General features: G+C 41.9%; 15 protein-coding genes. 8 read left to right on the forward strand and 7 right to left on the reverse strand.

Annotation, left to right across the window (positions count from 1 at the left end; translation table 11 throughout):
• The first annotated feature begins 45 nt into the window (after positions 1–45).
• The 3 genes from RMY00_RS20845 (at position 46) to RMY00_RS20855 (ending at position 2,627) form a co-directional block, all read left to right on the forward strand.
• On the forward strand, positions 46–1,179 hold the full coding sequence (locus RMY00_RS20845) for a branched-chain amino acid ABC transporter permease (RefSeq protein ID WP_322649358.1): 1,134 nt from the start codon (positions 46–48) through the stop codon (positions 1,177–1,179).
• On the forward strand, positions 1,169–1,951 hold the full coding sequence (locus RMY00_RS20850) for an ABC transporter ATP-binding protein (RefSeq protein WP_322649359.1): 783 nt from the start codon (positions 1,169–1,171) through the stop codon (positions 1,949–1,951). The genes RMY00_RS20845 and RMY00_RS20850 overlap by 11 nt, the downstream gene beginning before the upstream one ends.
• A gap of 100 nt (positions 1,952–2,051) precedes the next feature.
• On the forward strand, positions 2,052–2,627 hold the full coding sequence (locus RMY00_RS20855) for a Uma2 family endonuclease (RefSeq protein WP_322649360.1): 576 nt from the start codon (positions 2,052–2,054) through the stop codon (positions 2,625–2,627).
• 93 nt (positions 2,628–2,720) lie between these two features.
• Here the strand turns inward: RMY00_RS20855 and RMY00_RS20860 are convergent, their stop codons facing one another.
• Complete coding sequence (locus RMY00_RS20860; protein WP_322649361.1) at positions 2,721–3,311, reverse strand: Uma2 family endonuclease; 591 nt, start codon at positions 3,309–3,311, stop codon at positions 2,721–2,723.
• A gap of 1,027 nt (positions 3,312–4,338) precedes the next feature.
• Here RMY00_RS20860 and RMY00_RS20865 point away from each other — a divergent pair.
• The 3 genes from RMY00_RS20865 (at position 4,339) to RMY00_RS20875 (ending at position 7,787) form a co-directional block, all read left to right on the forward strand.
• Positions 4,339–5,391, forward strand: coding sequence for a permease (locus RMY00_RS20865; protein WP_322649362.1), 1,053 nt, complete (start codon positions 4,339–4,341; stop codon positions 5,389–5,391).
• 77 nt (positions 5,392–5,468) lie between these two features.
• On the forward strand, positions 5,469–6,242 hold the full coding sequence (locus RMY00_RS20870) for a TIGR03943 family putative permease subunit (protein WP_322649363.1): 774 nt from the start codon (positions 5,469–5,471) through the stop codon (positions 6,240–6,242).
• 45 nt (positions 6,243–6,287) lie between these two features.
• A complete protein-coding gene (locus RMY00_RS20875; RefSeq protein WP_322649364.1) occupies positions 6,288–7,787 on the forward strand; it encodes an Ig-like domain-containing protein in 1,500 nt (499 codons plus the stop codon).
• Positions 7,788–7,856: 69 nt separating this feature from the next.
• Here the strand turns inward: RMY00_RS20875 and RMY00_RS20880 are convergent, their stop codons facing one another.
• On the reverse strand, positions 7,857–8,915 hold the full coding sequence (locus RMY00_RS20880) for a threonine aldolase family protein (protein WP_322649365.1): 1,059 nt from the start codon (positions 8,913–8,915) through the stop codon (positions 7,857–7,859).
• Between the two features lie 192 nt (positions 8,916–9,107).
• The gene (locus RMY00_RS20885) at positions 9,108–9,893 is read right to left on the reverse strand and encodes a cupin domain-containing protein (RefSeq protein ID WP_322649366.1); all 786 of its coding nucleotides are present in this window, start codon (positions 9,891–9,893) and stop codon (positions 9,108–9,110) included.
• 1,119 nt (positions 9,894–11,012) lie between these two features.
• Between RMY00_RS20885 and RMY00_RS20890 the strand changes: the two genes are divergently transcribed.
• Entirely contained in the window at positions 11,013–12,563 is a 1,551-nt protein-coding gene (locus RMY00_RS20890; RefSeq protein ID WP_322649435.1) for a hypothetical protein, read from the forward strand.
• A 7-nt stretch (positions 12,564–12,570) separates the two neighbouring features.
• Here the strand turns inward: RMY00_RS20890 and RMY00_RS20895 are convergent, their stop codons facing one another.
• Positions 12,571–14,712, reverse strand: coding sequence for a flavin-dependent dehydrogenase (locus RMY00_RS20895; RefSeq protein ID WP_322649367.1), 2,142 nt, complete (start codon positions 14,710–14,712; stop codon positions 12,571–12,573).
• Between the two features lie 160 nt (positions 14,713–14,872).
• Here RMY00_RS20895 and RMY00_RS20900 point away from each other — a divergent pair, with 160 nt between their 5' ends.
• Positions 14,873–15,106 (forward strand): hypothetical protein, encoded by a 234-nt coding sequence (locus RMY00_RS20900; protein ID WP_322649368.1) that lies wholly within the window; start codon positions 14,873–14,875, stop codon positions 15,104–15,106.
• Between the two features lie 332 nt (positions 15,107–15,438).
• Here the strand turns inward: RMY00_RS20900 and RMY00_RS20905 are convergent, their stop codons facing one another.
• The 3 genes from RMY00_RS20905 to RMY00_RS20915 all read right to left on the reverse strand — a co-directional run bounded on the left by RMY00_RS20905 (position 15,439) and on the right by RMY00_RS20915 (position 17,405).
• The gene (locus tag RMY00_RS20905; protein WP_322649369.1) at positions 15,439–15,585 is read right to left on the reverse strand and encodes a hypothetical protein; all 147 of its coding nucleotides are present in this window, start codon (positions 15,583–15,585) and stop codon (positions 15,439–15,441) included.
• 36 nt (positions 15,586–15,621) lie between these two features.
• The gene (gene hemB / locus RMY00_RS20910) at positions 15,622–16,602 is read right to left on the reverse strand and encodes a porphobilinogen synthase (RefSeq protein WP_322649370.1); all 981 of its coding nucleotides are present in this window, start codon (positions 16,600–16,602) and stop codon (positions 15,622–15,624) included.
• Positions 16,603–17,045: 443 nt separating this feature from the next.
• Positions 17,046–17,405, reverse strand: coding sequence for a DUF4870 domain-containing protein (locus tag RMY00_RS20915; protein ID WP_322649371.1), 360 nt, complete (start codon positions 17,403–17,405; stop codon positions 17,046–17,048).
• Positions 17,406–17,509 lie beyond the last annotated feature (104 nt).

Genomic DNA, 17,509 nt, shown 5'->3' on the forward strand with positions numbered 1-17,509 from the left:
CTTTCCCATTCCCCATTCCCCCTTTCCCATTCCCCATTCCAAAACATGGTTGACTATCTCATTTTCTTAGCAATTTCTTCAGCACTTTTTGCTCTATTCGCACTAGGACTCAATTTACAGTGGGGCTTTACGGGGTTAATTAACTTTGGTCATATTGCTTTCATGACCCTTGGAGCATATACAACTGTATTGTTAAGTTTAAAGGGCGTACCCCTACCAATCTCGGCACTCGCTGGGTCAATTGTCGCTGCCTTGTTGGGTTTGATAATTGGCTTTGTAACTCTACGCTTACGGGAAGATTATCTAGGAATTGTCACTATTGGTACGGGCGAATTAATTCGTTTGGTAGTAAATAATCAGGAATTACCTGTGGGTGACACCTGGACTTCTGGGGCGTTTGGTGTGCAAAGTTATCCTATACCCCTATCCACAGAGCCGAATTTGTTTGTCAGATTAGTGATGATTGGGCTTTTGACACTGTTGGCTGTTGTAACTTTCTTTACATTGTGGCGATGGATTCGCACCACCCAAATATCTCGGACTACTGATTTAGGCAAAAGGACAACTAGCAAACAAGAATTTGCGTCACGTTTGGGTGTGGGAATTGTTTTAGCAGTTTTGGCAGCAGCAATTTATATTTCTGGGGTAATCGGATTGTATAATTACAACCCAAAAGCAGGTTTAATGCTGGTGTTGCTGTTGGTTTTGGCGTTTGTATACTGGCGCTTAGAAATTTTGGTGCGATCGCCTTGGGGTAGAATTCTCAAAGCCATCCGAGAAGATGAAGAAATTCCCAAGGCACTGGGAAAAAATGTCTTTTGGTATAAATTACAATCTCTCATGTTAGGAGGTGCGATCGCAGGTATCGCTGGTGCATTCTTCGCTTGGCAACTGGCCGCCATTTACCCTGATAATTTCCAACCGCAGATTACCTTTGATACTTGGATTATGGTGATTTTAGGTGGTTCTGGAAATAATATTGGCACAATCTTAGGTGCGGTAATTTTCTTTGCTTACGATGCACTGACGCGGGAAGTCTTACCCAGAATAGTCTCACTTGATGAAGCCCGTTTGGGTGCATTTCGGATCATGGTAATCGGACTAATTTTGATGATACTGATGATTTGGCGACCTCAAGGTATTCTAGGGAAAAAGGAGGAACTTACTCTTGGTAAATAACCAGCCATCGCCACTTCCCCTTTTGGTAGCCACTGGTCTTTCTAAAAGCTTTGGTGGTGTCAAAGCAGTTAACGAAGCAAAAATCGAAGTTGCTAAAGGCAGCATTACGGGCTTAATTGGCCCTAATGGTGCTGGTAAAACCACTTTATTTAACTTACTTTCAAACTTCATTCGCCCAGATAAGGGACGAGTGATTTTTGACGGCGAACCGATTCACAACTTGCAACCATATCAAATCGCCCAGCAGGGAGTAATCCGCACTTTTCAGGTTGCACGGACTCTCTCTCGGTTGTCGGTGTTAGAAAATATGCTGCTGGCGGCGCAAAAACAAACTGGTGAAAATTTCTGGCAAGTGCAATTGCAGCCGCACATCGTAGCTAAGGAAGAAAAGGAACTCGAAGAACGAGCAATGTTTCTATTAGAATCAGTAGGGTTGGCAAAAAAAGCCCACGATTATGCTGGTGGCTTGTCTGGTGGACAACGCAAGCTGCTGGAAATGGGACGGGCGCTGATGACTAATCCCAAGTTAATTTTGTTGGATGAACCAGCTGCTGGTGTGAATCCAAAACTGATTGATGATATTTGCGATCGCATTCTCACTTGGAACCGTCAAGATGGGATGACTTTTTTGATTATCGAACACAATATGGATGTAATTATGTCATTGTGCGATCGTGTTTGGGTACTTGCTGAAGGACAGAATTTGGCTGATGGTACACCCGCAGAAATTCAAACTAATCCCAAAGTTCTAGAAGCTTATTTGGGAAAATAGAGTGGCTTAAGTTTGAGAAAAATTCGCACACCGTGTCAAATCTTCGGAAATTTGTCTCTTGTTAAAATCGAGTTGCACCTCATAGTGGAAAAAGCTTTTTATGTCAATGATGACAGTCAGAGATTTAGAGCAAGTTCAAACAGCTTTTACCGAAGCAGGTTTAGATTACCAGTTGGAACTCGAAAATGGGAAAATTTCAATCATGGGGCCGTCAGATATTGTATCCAGCGAAATCAGTAGTCGTCTCATTGCTTTCCTCTTTGCTTGGATAAATCCTCGTCGCTGGGGAAGAGTATTTGATTCTGCTGGCGGTTTCATCATGCCAGATACAAACCTCAAAGCACCCGATGTTTCCTTTGTTCGCGCTTCCCGACTTCTCCAAAGTCCTCGTTACTTTGGAGAACTTGTCCCTGACTTGGTGGTAGAAATTAAATCTCAGAGCGATAAAATTAAACTTATAGCAGCCAAAATTCTGAAATTTATAGAACTAGGAGCAGTTGTCGGGATTTTGATTGATCCTGATGAAGAGACAGTTACAATTTATCGCTCTACAGGCAAACCTACAGTTTTAGAGAATGGTGATATTTTAACGATACCAGAGCTTTTTCCCGGTTGGGAATTGCCCGTTACTGAATTGTGGCCTCCTATCTTTACCGAGGAAGAAACACAAATTTAGTGAAGAACTTTGGTAGCAAATAAACCGCATTATCACTTGGAACCGTCAAGATTGGATAGACTTTTGTAGGCAAATTAGGAATTATGAATTATTTTAGTCTTCGTTATTTTCTATAAAATTGATTTGTTCGTAAAGGTCGCGCAATTCAATTTGAAAATCAACTGTTTGCAGTGATAAAATTGCGGATTCATGTTCAAGTTCAGCAAATGACCATTGACTTTCCGCAGTTTTTACATACTGCATTACATGATACTGATATTGGTCAATCAAAATATATTCCTTGAATTCTGGAATAGAGCGATAATAAAGAAACTTATCGCCTTGGTCATAATTTTTAGTCGATTTAGATAAAACTTCAGCAATTAACATCGGGTTCATAACCGTTGTTGTGCTGGTTCCCGTATAAATAGGCTGTCCCCCAATCACCATTACATCGGGATAAGTATGCTGCCGATAACGGGGTATCCACAAACGCACATCACCAATATAAACATCATAATTTTTACGCCTTAAAGCAATTTTTAAGGATGCAGCTAAATTCAAAGCAATTTTATTATGATTTGTAGTACCACCCATCATCGGTACAATTTCTCCATCACGATATTCACTTTTATATTCTGCCTTTTCTTCAATTTCTAAATATTCTTCAGGTGTGTAATAGAATTTTTGTGTTTCTAATTGCATAAAAAGACAACTTATAATTGTGCGGTTATTGTGCGACTAAAGCAGTAAGTATTAATTGTACTTCTGCTAAAATCGCTCCTCGAAAGATCAAGTTGCGACCTCGTGACGAATATATGGCACTTGTTGAACGTCGTCACCAACAATAAACTTCATTTGGGTAAAACTACGCACGTCGAGCTAATGTTGAGGGTAATATTTTTCAAGGTGTAGTTAGGTTTGGACTGGCAAAAACACATTTACAGCATATTGCTATTGCTTGTGCTATTAATTTAACGCGGTTTTTTGCCTGCTCAAACAGGAATATACTTGCCTCACTCCGATTTTGATGCTCCTTCCAAGGGGTAGTGACCGAAGAGGCAGGGGACAATTTAATAAGTCCAAGTTTTCAAAGCAAATAAATTTATAGGGTTTCCCCCTTGCTCCCTGCTCTCTGCCCCTTTTCCTCTTCTTTGACTCGCTATCGCTCGACTTTTTACGTCATCTAGACATTCAGGCGATCGCTAACGCCGAAAGATTCACTCAATCAAATACCTGTGTTTGCTAAACTTTAATCTTGCATATTTAGAGTTTTTATAGTAAAAAATCAACCAGAGCTTAGATTATATTTTGCCAGAACTAGCCAAAATCAATGATGCTAGCAACCAAGAGCGATGTCTATGACGGGCTACGCCTACCCCAAATTGTGAATCCTTGATGAAAATACGCCGAGCTAATATCTTCTCCAGCAAATTACTGTAAGTATAAACATAGGTAACTTCAAATCATCTATGCAGCTACTTGCCATCTAGATCGGAACAATTCCTGAACTTAGACAATCTTAGAAATGGTCATCGTCAACAAATGCACTCAGGTAAATATCACTATCTTGGCTGAAGCAAAGGTTTATAGCGCGTAAATGCTACTTGAAACGTAGGATAATTTGCTACTTAAATAATGTTTAATTTTCCCGAACTGCTTTTGATCCCCATTTCGATAGAATGACTAGGCAGAACCCTAAAACTAAAAACCGCTTTTGACTGCGACGCCCATGAATCAACTGAACAATGGTTTTACGATATTTCTAAGTCTGCTAGTCGAGGCGATGCCTTTTTTGCTTCTTGGGGTTTTATTCTCCAGTTTGCTGCTGTTTTTTGTTGATGAGCGCAAATTAGTAGAAAAAATGCCCAAAAATCCATTGCTGGGTGCTTTAGTTGGCAGCATGATCGGCTTTTTATTTCCGGTGTGTGAGTGCGGGAATGTACCTGTAGCGCGGCGGTTCCTAATTCAGGGAGTACCCATGCCAGTAGCAATTGGCTTTTTGCTAGCAGCACCAACAATTAACCCAATTGTAATTTGGTCAACTTGGACAGCATTTCGAGATCAGCCAGAAATAGTAGTCTTACGAGTCGTATTTTCTCTTGCAATTGCCACAATTATCGGGTTTGTTTTCAGTTTTCAAAAGGACTTAAATCCGATACTTCAACCTGCGATCGCTCGGTATATGAAGTTTAATCCACCCGCACAGCCAGAAACCAAGCGCCGTGGTAAACGTTCCCAAGTACAACAGGAAGCAACAGTACCGAATCTGTTACAATCCGGGACTTATATCTTAGGAGGAAAAGCAGGTATACCTCTGCGAATAGATGCGAATTTAGTACCGCCTACCTTAATTTCTACCTCCGATAAACCGCTTGCAGCTAAACTGCGCTTAGTTGTGGATAATAGCGTCCAAGAATTACGAGAATTAGGCGGAGTGATGATTGTAGGAAGTGCGATCGCGGCTGCTATTCAAGTGCTAGCTCCCCGTGAATTAATTCTCAGTTTGGGTGCTGGCCCTATTACTTCAATTGTGGTCATGCTGATACTAGCAGTAGTGGTGTCAATCTGTTCTACAGTCGATTCTTTCTTTGCACTATCTTTTGCATCAACCTTTAGCAGTGGTTCATTGTTGGCATTTCTGGTTTTTGGCCCAATGATTGACATCAAAAGTGTTGGTTTGATGTTATCTATTTTTAAACCCAAAACTATCTTTTACTTATTTGCTTTAGCAGCACAGTTGACATTTGTATTCACCCTGTTTCTGAATTTGCACGTCTTTTAAAAAAATATTAGTCATTTGTCATTTGTCCTTTGTTAATGACTAATGAGCAATGACTAACGACCAACGACTAATAATTAATGACTAACAAAAATCCCAAATTTAAAATTCCTAATCTGTTATTTCCTTGGCTGGATGCTCTAGCAATTACAGCTTGGGGAATTTTGATGTTGAGGTATTGGCTAACTAACAAGCTGAACCTATTAATTCACCCAAATTACATTTGGTTGGCGGTCGTGACTGGTATCAGCTTCATCATTATTGGTTTATTTAAGATGCAGGAACTTTGGCAACGGCGTCGCCGTGATGTTATGTCAAATACCCAGCATATTAGTTTATTTCCCCCTGGTTGGGGCAGTACTTTGTTGTTAACTACAGCGATTCTAGGTTTTATCATTACACCGCAAGTTTTTGCTAGTGACAAAGCACTTCAAAGGGGTGTAACGGCTGATTTATTGGGAAGTACACGCGTCAAACCCCAAGCCTTTCGAGCTACTGTTCTTCCAGAGGAGCGATCGCTTGTAGACTGGGTACGCACTGTCAATGTCTATCCAGAACCAGATACATATACAGGACAAAAAGTCAAAGTGCAGGGATTTGTTATCCACCCCCCAGATATCGGCAAAGAATATTTGTTCTTAGCGCGATTTGTTTTAACTTGTTGTGCAGCAGATGCTTACCCTGTAGGATTACCTGTCAAACTCCCAAATAATCAAGAAGCTTATTCCCCTGATAGCTGGCTGGAAGTAGAAGGACAAATGGTAACAGAAAATTTGGCAGGTAAACGCCAACTCACCATTGCCGCTACCTCTCTCAAAAAGATTCCTCAACCCCAAAATCCTTATAGTTATTAATTATTTGTTGATAACAAATGACTAATGACAAATGACTAATAACAAATGACAAAATCTAAAGCATTTATCCAACCACTAGATCGGATAGCGATCGCACTAATGCTACTGCTAAGTGTGCTGATTGGGTTAATTATATTGCAAGGTGATGTAGTAACTGCTCGTGTCCGGGAATTTACCTGGCAAAATCAACAAATTGGGGCAGAAGATAACTCCTTCACCCTCACCTTCAGCCGCCCAATGGAAGTAAAAAGCGTAGAGGATAACTTAAAAATCGAGCCACCCCTAGCAGGTAAATTCAGTTGGGCTGGGCGGCGGATGGTTTATACACTGTTGACACCAGCACCTTATGGCACGAATTATAAAGTGCAGTTACAGGGAGCCAAAGATAAATTTACCGAGCAAGAAGGTAAAAATCGGGTGATACAGCCCTTTGTTGGTAGCTTTCGTACACGCGATCGCGTCATCCTTTACATAGGAACCGATAAAGAAGAACAGGGACGATTAGTTCTTTACAACTTAACCCAAGAGCAAAAAAGACTACTTACCCCTCAAGACCTGATAGTAATAGACTTTGAGTCCTTTCCTGATGGGGGAAAAATTTTATTTTCGGCTCGCGCGGCTAAAAACCAAGACTTACTTTCAGCCCAACTGTACACAGTGACAACAGGCGTTCCTGGTAAATCTGGACAAGAAGTAGAACCAACAGGCAAAGTTGACTTAGTTTTAGATAGTAAAGATTATCAAAACCTGAAATTTGACTTATCACCTGATGGACAAACTATTGTCATCCAGCGAGGCAATAAAAGTAATCCCGGCGACTTTGGACTATGGTTTATGCCAGCAACTAGTAACAGTTCAGCAGAAAAACCCACACCTAAACGTCTGCAAAGCCAACCTGGGGGAGACTTTATGATCACACCAGATAGTCAAGCTGTTGCAGTTGCCCAAGGACAGGGAGCAGCCATCCTACCACTGCAAGGTGATGCCAGGAAACCCCTAGATTTTCTGCCGCAGTTTGGTTTAGTACAAGCTTTCTCTAAAGATGGCTCTCAAGCAGCGATGGTAAAATTTAATACAGATTACACACGAGATTTGTTTTTAGTGACAAACCAAGGTGTGCAGAAACAACTATTAAAAACAACAGGCTCAATTCTCAGCTGCCAATTTGATATCGCCTCACCCACCCTCTATTGCTTGCTGACACAGCTAGTATCCAAGGAACAATATATAGAACAGCCTTATGTAGTGGCAATTGATCTAAAAACCGGGCAACAGAAACCACTTCTAGTACTGCCTCCCGCTCAACGGAATGTGCAAATGAGTTTATCATCTGATGGTTTGGGCTTATTATTTGATCAAGTAGTACCGCAGGCAAACCCCCCAGCATCATTACCTACAAACACTTTGAAAACTGACGATGGAGATGTTATTGCTACAAGTAGTCTGTGGTTAATGCCTCTGTTGCCCATCGCTGATGCTGCGACTGTTGAAATTAGACCAGAACAACTCCCCTTAGCCGGATTTCATCCCCGGTGGCTACCTTGAAAGAGAGGCAAGGGAGCAGGGAGCAAGGGAGATAAAACAGAATGGTTAAGAATTTTGAGTAGGGGAATGCTACTTCATTATCTTGTGCCATGAGGATTTCGCAATTTTGGAAATAGCATCAACCGCCAAATCGATATCAGCCCGCGAAACATCTAAATGAGTGACTGCCCGAATAGAATGACCAACGGCTCCCATTTTCACACCATGCTCCTGTAACAGAGTGAGAAACATGGCTTTGTCGAGTCCTAATTTTGAAACATCAAAGAAAACAATGTTTGTCTCAGGTTTTGGATCTCGAACTATAATTCCTTCAATTTCACTCAGTCGTTGAGCTAGATAAGTTGCGTTGTCGTGGTCTTCTTGTAGACGTTCAACATGATGGTCAAGGGCATAGAGACAACCTGCTGCGACAATGCCAGCTTGACGCATTGCGCCACCAAAAATGTGTTTATATCGACGTGCTTCAGCAATGAATTCCCGTGTACCTGCAAGAACAGCACCGATTGGTGCGCCTAGCCCTTTAGTAAAGTCAATCCAGACAGAATCAACACAGGCAGCAAAATCTTTGGCTGGAGTTTGAGATGCAACAACTGCATTTAAAAGTCGTGCCCCGTCCATGTGGGTCGCTAAACCTTTTTGACGAGAGAATTCGCAAACCTCACGTAGTTCATTGAGCCGCCAAACCGAACCCCCCCCAAAATTGTGGGTTTGCTCTACACACAATAAGCGGGGAATTGCAGAGTAAAGGTAAGGAGCAGTTGCGACTCTTTCAAGTGATTGAGCCAGAGCATTGATTGTAAAAATTCCTCTATCGCTGGCGATTGGTTCCATCAGCACACCAGAAGTCATCGCTGCACCCCCCGATTCAGCTCGAATAATGTGTGCCATCTGCTCTACTAGCACTACATCAGCAGGGCGAGTATGGGTCTTGATTGCTACAAAGTTACAAATGGTTCCACAGGCAAAGAAAAGAGCGGCTTCTTTGCCTAGTAAATCTGCAACCCGTTCTTGCAATTGATTAACGGTCGGATCTTCTCCTTTTTGCTCATCTCCAACTTCAGCCGTGGCGATCGCTTGTCGCATTGCCTGTGTCGGCTTTGTTTCAGTATCGCTTGTTAGCAGAATCATCGGCACTCCTAGAGCAGGTAAGTAGGTCGGCGTAAATAATTATTGTTGCAATAAGACAGGGGGCAGGGGAGCAGAGGGGACAAGGGAACAAGGTGACAAAAGTTTAGAACTTCCAACAAGTCTTTCCCCTTGTCCCCAATTCTCAAGAGTCCCCAAGTCCTCTTCCCCATGCTCAATGCCCAATGCCCGTGGTTATTTGGTTCTAATCGCATCCAGAACTTTGGCTGACTCTTTCCCAACAAAAGTATTATTTAGCATTGTATGAGAATCATCAGTTGGGCCTACATCAGAATCTGGATGATAGATAATAATTCTTAAGGAATCATCAATTGCACTAAAGCTATGTAACTTGTTTTCTGGAAGACAGAAGACCGTTCCCGCCTCCATTTTGAATGTTCCTTCGTCCACCTGACAAGTTCCACTACCCGCAGCGACAAGCCCGATTCGTAATGAGGGATGGGTATGGGGAGTTTGCGATACACCTGGAGGAACGTAGAGGAAATTCAAGCAGGGTTCTCCACGTCTTAAAGGATTAATCAGAACCGTTGAAGAGCAGCCATCAATATAATTCAATCGCCCTAATGGTTCAATAGGCCCCCCAATTGTAAAAAGTCCAGTGTAGTTGAGTCGCGTTGCGACTAACACTTTTCCTATACCATCTAAAGAAAAGTTCCCTGGAACTGCGGCAAAGCAGTTTTTTCGCAATAAGAACTCTCCGTTACTGCTGTTGAGGGTAACTTCGCCCTCTGAAACAAATAGAAAGTGTGTATCTTTTTTACTCTCATTAACTTTGATCGAATTGATAACCCAACAACCACTTGATGGATGATCCGCCATCGTGTAGTCAAGTTTTGTCGCCTCTAGGAATCGCTGACAGTAAAACTTTTGGTAGTTCCCTATAGGAATGCTAAATAGTTCGGACTCCAGAGAAACATTTTGGGCTTGTTTTTGTAATAGTGTTTCGCTTAAGTGTTGCATAATTTATATTGTTATTTATGTTGCCTTACGTAGTAGAAAACTCGGTTATTCCAATTATTATTTAATAGATGAATTAAAAACTGTATCCGTTTAATTACTTAAGTATTTTTTAATTTTAGTTATTTTTATACAGTGTGATTTTTAATATAAGTAATAAAGTATACTTTAAACAATTTTCTTGTAGTCATTAAAAAAGCTTGACACATTGAAATAAATGGTTAGAAAAAGCCTCTTGCTAAATAAGCTTGAAATTGTTTGCTAGGACTGTATTTACTCAGAAAAACCCCCCTATCAAGTTGAGGTTATTCTTTATAAAAATTTTATTGTATTACTTAAGTGAAATGCTACCTCTTTAATAAACTTTTATAAGTATTTATTCTTAATTATCATGATTTTCTGATATTTAAGTTCTAGCAGAAGCTCTTAGTTGTTTGCTGACATGAAATAGCGATCGCCCAAAATCACAGAATAATACTTAAGTACTTTACATATTGCCCATCATGCAAATTACAAGCTTGTTAAGCTAAAAGTCTTACTCTACCTTGTTCACAGGCTTTACTCTTGTTAAACCGCGAGGCTCTACCTCCTACAAGAGATTACAAAGCTCTGCCTTTTAACTAGATGTAAGTCACAGTTGATTGTCTCTGCCAATACGTAAGTACTAAAAAATTAGCTCACAACAATAAATACTTGTACTGACATCTATCGTAAGTAATAAAAAACTTAGCGTAAAAAAGTGTTGAGGAATACATTTTTAATTTAGATATTAAGGGGGATGCAATTTTAGACAATAATTTATGTGATGAGGCAGTTTTTCCATGTAGAAAAACTTCATCAGCCAATATAGTTTAGTTTTTAAGCATCGGGTTTCTCTTCTCTGCCGCCTATCCCCAAGGCGGCTTGAATTCCGCTTCCGTCTCTTCTTGACGGGTAAGAGCATCGTAGTGTTATAACGGCATCAGTCTAGATACAAAATGGGGAACACCAATTGATAATTAATTGCTGGTGCTTGGAGAGAGTTAAACTTAGCTTCTAGAGCAAACCCTGATTAGACACAGTTAATAAGCAATGCTAATGCCAGCACTGCTGAATATTTTTAAGCAGGTGAGTCAAGTAGTGATGAATGAAGCTAACACCTCAAACAAGGGGGTTGTGATGGAATCCCTAAATTCTGCTAATTCGCCACAATCAGAGCAGGCGAGTTGTCCGTTTTACTCAGTTGTGCCTAATGACAATATGACAGTCAGCAAACTGCCACTCCTCATGCCAGCTGATGATACACAATTTTCAAAAGATACCACCCAGCAAGACTGGGTTGCAGAGCCTGAAAGCGGTAAACAAGCACTTATTGACTCAGAATTTCAGAACCTGCTGGCATTGAACGAAGAATTGCGTGCAGCTAACAATAACTTGTATGAACAAGTAGAGCAGCTAAAAGATAATCTAGCTGAGTCAGAAAAGGTTTTGCAGTGGCAGAAAACTCGTTCTAGCGTTAGTGAGTCGATGCTCAACCAACACGCTCAAGAACTGGCTGCGGCTCAAGAACAAATAAAATCGCTATTTCAAACATTAGAAACTGCTGTACAAACTGCTCAACAGCAGGAAATTCTCGCTGAAAGTTATAAAGCACAGCTACAAATCAGCCAACAACGCCTTGCCCAGCTAGAGCGAGAATGTACGTTGTTACACACTAACAGCAGCGAACAGTCTCAGCAGTTATTGCAATCAGAAACTGTTTGTCGAGAGTTACGTACTAGACTGATGCGACAACAACGCCAGACGCTGCAATTTAAAGCAGCTTTAGAAAAATGTTTAGATACATCAGTTCCTAACTATGACTCGCTAGAAGATACTGCAAAACATCCCAAAGACATAACTAGTAAGCAAGGAAGATTCTCTAGAAAAGCTCGATCTTTGTTTCCTAACGCCCAGCCAATTCAACCTTGGTCAGCAGAACCTGAATCCTTGACTGATGATCTAGATAATTCTTGGGGGGAACCGTCAGCACCAATCCCATTCCAAAGAAATGAACCGACTCCGACGCCATCATCTTCTTGGAACTGGTCAGTTAAGCAAGATTCTTCAACACCAGCAGAATCAGCCCCTCCTCCAAAAATTGATGATCCCCCAGAGACACCGGAAGCTGTTTCAACGTCAGGGTCATCAAATTTAGATCAGCAATTAGATAGTCTCATCCAAATGTTTTTTACCTCCCAGTCAGCATCTGCATCACCACCACCTGCGCCAAAAACGAATGTGGATAATAATCAGGGTGATGCACCTATTTGGGAGACTTTAGCAACAATCCTAGAAGACAATGAGGAATTAGAAAATCCACAGGAGAAGCAGTTGGCAGCAGAAACTAATTCTCCTACAACTACCTCCACTTCTTGGACAATAGATTCTGTAGTCTCACCAGCCAATGAGTTAGCAGTTTCTTTTACTTCACCTCACACTGAGACGCCGCCTGAAGGAACTGAAGATTACTGGTCAGAATCACAATTGACCCAGTTGGAATTGTCGGCAACTGATTTATCTCCAGAGTCATTAGGTGATAACACCAATGATACAAGTTCACCTTCACCAGTGGTTTATCCCCAACGTCCACCCAAGGGGCGTAAGTCATTGGCATCTGTGGAACTGCCAAATTTCCGCCCCAAGAGTCAATAGTTAGTTGTCATTTGTCTAATACTAATGACTTCGGAATTATGGCTTCTGGGTTGGCTTTTACTACTTGAGCGCGCGATCGCGGTTTGCCTGTGGCGATCGCATAATTAATCGCTAGCAGCCACAGCCACAAACTTGGATTCCGGGGTTCTAGCCACAAACCTACTCGGTTTAAGAAGCGTGGGAACCACGGACTCAGCAAAGCACCTACTAGGGCATGACGACCGAAGTTGAAATAACTACCAAGCCATCGCCCTAAATCTCTAGGGCCAGCAAGTTCCCAAATCCATAAAAGTAAGGCAGGATTTCTTCTAGCTGCTTTAAGTGCTAGCCGATTAAAGGTTAACCAATCACACCTATCTTTAATGAAGTTATCTGCTACTTCTTGGGGTTCGTCTGCTAACAGTCCAAAAAAGGTGTTGAGCATAGAGTTAATCCGTTGGGGTGGTAAAAATTTTCCAGTGGGTACCATCATGCCTTTGGAAAATAGCCAAGTCACGGAAACGTTGCTTTGGTAAGCGCGAATTCGGTTCAAGTGGCGGAAACTCAACAAGTCATGTTTGAGAGCAGTATCCAACAGAGTTGTTAAACGCTCTAAGTTACGAACTAGCGAACCAAAACCGGTAAAGACTAGGGGAGACTGGAGTGATGCTGCATCACCGATCGCAATCAATCGATCAAAGGCAACTGTGCGATCGCTACTTCCGACACTAAAATGCCCCGGTATATACCCAAATGTCGGTTTTTTCCACACCAATTTGTCCATATCGCACCTGCGATACTCTGGCAAAATCGTGAAAAAGTCCTCATACATCTCTAGCAAGGAACCGGGATTTTCAGCATTGACCTCATGGTAATGAAATAAATAAATCGTTAGTTCATCATCTGCCCCAGGAAACAGTTCCCAAATCAACTGCCTTCCTCGCGAAATATCTCCATGACTGTAAAGCACGTCTCCATATTGGGAATCCCATACTTCCGGCTCAAATCCACTCTCAATTGCCGCTCCCACCGTCGGACATACACTATCAAAAGCACGACCACCATTTAATTGCCAAGCGATGGGGGATGCAGTTCCCATTGCATCAATTAACAGTCGTCCACTTACTTGCTTTTCAACCTGACTGGGTAAATGCTTGACTTTCAAAAGTACTTGTGATATATCAATATCTGCACGGATAAACTCTGTCTCATCCCAGATTTCACCGCCTGCCGCTTGCAATTTTTGCCCACACATTTCGAGCAATTTTTCGGAATCTAAGCCTATATTTAGCACTGTGGGTGTGTGGAGGACGGGCGATCGCAGTTTAGCTGGATTATTAGCATCAAAAAACTTATTGAATCCGTCTTTGTATTCCCTGGCAATGATGGTTTCTAACTCAGCGGGGGTGAGTAAACCCAGGTTAATTAAGCTTTGAATCTCATCGCGGGAAATATTCCATTCTCGGTTCATCCTCCCAAAGGGCATTCGTTCCACCAGCAGGACTTTATATCCGAGTTTGGCCATCAGTGCTGCATGAATTGCGCCTAGTGCGCCACCGATGTAGATGATGTCGAAGTGGGGATTAGGGATTAGGGATTGGGTATTGGGATTATCTTTTCCCCAGTCCCCAGTCTCCTGTCCCCTATCCCCTCGACTGGAAAAAACCACCTGACGCGGCTGTTGCGGATTCCGTACTCCTTCGCGCCATCGTTGTTCCCACCAGTAGGCACGCGTTAGGTCATATTCACCGTTGGGCATTTTCTGAAAATACTTGACGGTGAGGGGGTAAGCAGAGCCTAGTGCTGCAAATATTGATTGCTTAGATAAATCAATTGCTGGCGGTTCTGGGTAATGATGCGGAAAACGGCTTCTGATTTCTTTGGTTAGGCGTTGCAAAATCTGTCCCTCTTTGGGAAAGGGTTGTTCTGCCCAACGAAACACTTTCAGATAGGTAGTTCGTTGCACCGACCAGACAAATACCGAAAGTTCCGCAGGTAAGTTTTCGGAAATAGTCCCGGTAGCAGTTGTAGTTGCAGTGGGGATTTTGAGGCGAAAACCTTCCGAGGTAAGCACTTTTTCTCCATTTCCGGGTTCAAAATCTGTTTGTAACCAGCTACGCACAGTTGCTATATCCGAAGTTGGAACTTCTAAATAAAGAATTTCTCTCATCGTTTCCTGATATCTCCGATCAATCTACTCACTAAGACAGATTTTATGAAGGCACAAAGTAAGGTAAACTCCGCCCTATTACTTTCGTAAAGATTCAGTGAAGAAATTTTAAGAATGTGTCAAATTTATTGTTCATTTTGTATTTCTGTAAACCCACGCCATGAATTATCCCATTCCAGACAGTCCCCAGGAAATTGTTGCCTTACAACAACAGCCAATTGATGAAGAACTAGTTGCCAGTGCGATCGCTGGAGTAATAAAAATTGTCCGCGCTCAGGGTCAATCTTTGGAAGAATTAACCGCTCAGTTGCTAGCAGACGATCCACTGTTGGATCAGCAACAACGTCGCTGGTTGAGCCAATTAGTTGCCCAATGTTGGGAAAATTTCTCCTAAAACCTTGCATAATAAGATAAAGTTTTTGTAGCAGCATTAGATTTCTAGGTGCAGACCTAAATGTTAGCGATGCCTGAGACGGGCTGCGCCTACGCATTTTAGGTATAGGAGTAACATAAAGTCAGGAATTAGTTATCCTTGCTGTAATTAGGTATCAAAAGTAAATAGTAAATGTGTTCTCTACAAGATATTGAAAGATAGTTTTAGCCAAGAAGAAATTGAAATTTGCGGTTTTTCTAAAACTTGATATACACACAAGTCATTGAATTAGCTAAAAATCTTGAAGAACCTCACCCTATCTTAAGAGCATGTTGGATATGAATAAGAACCTGCTATCCGCAAGTATAAGCGGATAGCAGGTCATGGGTGGCGGTTGTTAAGAGATTGAGCGATCGCTTTCTTACGGTTTGAGTGTTCCCATAAATCCATTGGTCATCTTGCAGCAGATGTTCAAGATATCCACCCCGTCTCTCAACCAAAGTTTGACCCGCTTGTAAGGTTAGCTGGCGTTTGTCCTACTTTAACCATCGCGCTGCATCTTTGGCATGGTAGGTCAAAATCAAATCTGCCCCAGCTCGTTTAAACCCAGTTAAAGTTTCCATAACCACGCGTTCCTCATCAATCCAACCATTGAGAGCCGCAGCTTTTACCATCGCATACTCACCAGAAACATTGTAAGCCGCAACTGGTAAGTTACTTGCTTCTTTCACCCGCCAGATAATGTCCATGTATGCCAAGGCTGGCTTAACCATGAGCATATCCGCACCTTCAGCAATATCCAGTTCAATTTCTTTAATCGCTTCGCGGGCATTACCTGGATCCATTTGGTAAGTTCTTCTGTCCCCAAATTGCGGTGTCGAGTCTGCTGCATCCCGAAATGGGCCATAATAACCCGAAGCATACTTAGCAGCATAAGACAAAATCGGCGTATCTTGAAATCCGGCTTCATCCAAACCCTGACGAATTGCCTGGACAAAGCCATCCATCATTCCCGAAGGTGCGATGATATCAGCACCGGCTTTTGCTTGAGAAACTGCTGTTTTTTTCAACAATTCTAGAGTTGGATCATTTAAAACTCGTCCTGTTAAATCACCAGTTTGTAAATAACCACAATGACCGTGACTGGTATACTCACATAAACAAGTATCAGCAATTACAATCAAATCTGGAACTGCTGCTTTTACCGCAGTCGCAGCTTTTTGGACGATACCGCAATCATGCCAAGCGCCAGTGGCATCCACATCTTTATCAGCCGGAATACCAAATAAAATAATAGAAGGAATTCCTAAGTCGTAAACTTCTTTTGCCTCTTCGATAATTTTATCTACCGAAAGTTGGTAGACTCCGGGCATCGATTTTACTTCGTTAGCGATTCCCTCACCCGGTACAGCAAATAGTGGGTAAATTAAATCGCTTGTTGTCAAAACATTTTCACGAACCATCCGGCGCAGTTGAGGATGAGTACGCAGACGACGGGGGCGATGTGTAGGAAACATAAACTTTTATGAAGAAAAACAACGCAAATGGACACAAAATAAAGCGTCACAAAAGCAGGCTAAAATTTTCCTGCCGTCAGACAGACTACAAACAGTGCTTAACTGTCCTTTGCCCTACTCTTAATCAAGTTGTAGGGCAATTTTGTATTCTACAGCCTGGTTGCATCTATCCGACGGGCTGGAAAAAAAACAACATAGTAAGCAATTCAAAATTCAAAATCGTAAAACCCTCTCAAAAATCCTGGAGAATTGAGGGGTGAAATTTAAACGCATAGGCGCTTCTCTACGAGACGCACTCGCGTTCGCCTTCCCGCAGGGTAGTGGTGTAGAGGTAAACGCAGAGGCACGCAGAGAATTCGCTAGTAATTCATGAAATGTTGTACTTAGTAGCAATAACTGACAATTACCAATGCCCAATACCCCATACCCAACAATAATCTGTATTAAAAAACTCGGAAAATATAGGGATAACGGAAGGGTATATCAGGATTGCTGAAAACTTTTACGAGGGCCCAAATTGTTAATCCCCAGTGCAATATATATCCCAGACCGGCTAATGGCCCGAGCAATAATAGAGGTAACACTAACCAACCGAATAGAAAAAACAGCGCTCCTAGAATTCCTCCATAAAGCCAAACGTTAAAGTGGAAATTAATGGATTCTTTGGCGTTTTCTTTAACAACAGGATCATCAGATACAAAGAAGATGGCGATAGGTATACCTACAGATACCACTGCTGTGCTGAAAAAAATCGCTCCATGCGACAAGGCGGATAGAAGCTTTCGCTTATCTGTGTCGTACATTGCTTTCTCCTATTTAGTCAGATTGTTGCTTATATTACGACCCTATCACGAGCATCGTTGTCTTAAGATTAAAAGACTTACTAGAGTCAAAAAAATTAAGTTAA

The organism is Nostoc sp. ChiVER01, from assembly GCF_034531155.1.
GTDB lineage: Bacteria > Cyanobacteriota > Cyanobacteriia > Cyanobacteriales > Nostocaceae > Nostoc.

Coding starts and splice junctions, on each gene's coding strand:
- RMY00_RS20860 (WP_322649361.1), bottom strand. CDS start 3,311: ATGCAATTAGAAACACAAAAATTCTATTACACACCTGAAGAATATTTA.
- RMY00_RS20890 (WP_322649435.1), top strand. CDS start 11,013: ATGAATGAAGCTAACACCTCAAACAAGGGGGTTGTGATGGAATCCCTA.
- RMY00_RS20880 (WP_322649365.1), bottom strand. CDS start 8,915: ATGATTCTGCTAACAAGCGATACTGAAACAAAGCCGACACAGGCAATG.
- RMY00_RS20845 (WP_322649358.1), top strand. CDS start 46: ATGGTTGACTATCTCATTTTCTTAGCAATTTCTTCAGCACTTTTTGCT.
- RMY00_RS20915 (WP_322649371.1), bottom strand. CDS start 17,405: ATGTACGACACAGATAAGCGAAAGCTTCTATCCGCCTTGTCGCATGGA.
- RMY00_RS20855 (WP_322649360.1), top strand. CDS start 2,052: ATGTCAATGATGACAGTCAGAGATTTAGAGCAAGTTCAAACAGCTTTT.
- RMY00_RS20900 (WP_322649368.1), top strand. CDS start 14,873: ATGAATTATCCCATTCCAGACAGTCCCCAGGAAATTGTTGCCTTACAA.
- RMY00_RS20865 (WP_322649362.1), top strand. CDS start 4,339: ATGAATCAACTGAACAATGGTTTTACGATATTTCTAAGTCTGCTAGTC.
- RMY00_RS20885 (WP_322649366.1), bottom strand. CDS start 9,893: ATGCAACACTTAAGCGAAACACTATTACAAAAACAAGCCCAAAATGTT.
- RMY00_RS20895 (WP_322649367.1), bottom strand. CDS start 14,712: ATGAGAGAAATTCTTTATTTAGAAGTTCCAACTTCGGATATAGCAACT.
- RMY00_RS20875 (WP_322649364.1), top strand. CDS start 6,288: ATGACAAAATCTAAAGCATTTATCCAACCACTAGATCGGATAGCGATC.
- hemB (WP_322649370.1), bottom strand. CDS start 16,602: ATGTTTCCTACACATCGCCCCCGTCGTCTGCGTACTCATCCTCAACTG.
- RMY00_RS20870 (WP_322649363.1), top strand. CDS start 5,469: ATGACTAACAAAAATCCCAAATTTAAAATTCCTAATCTGTTATTTCCT.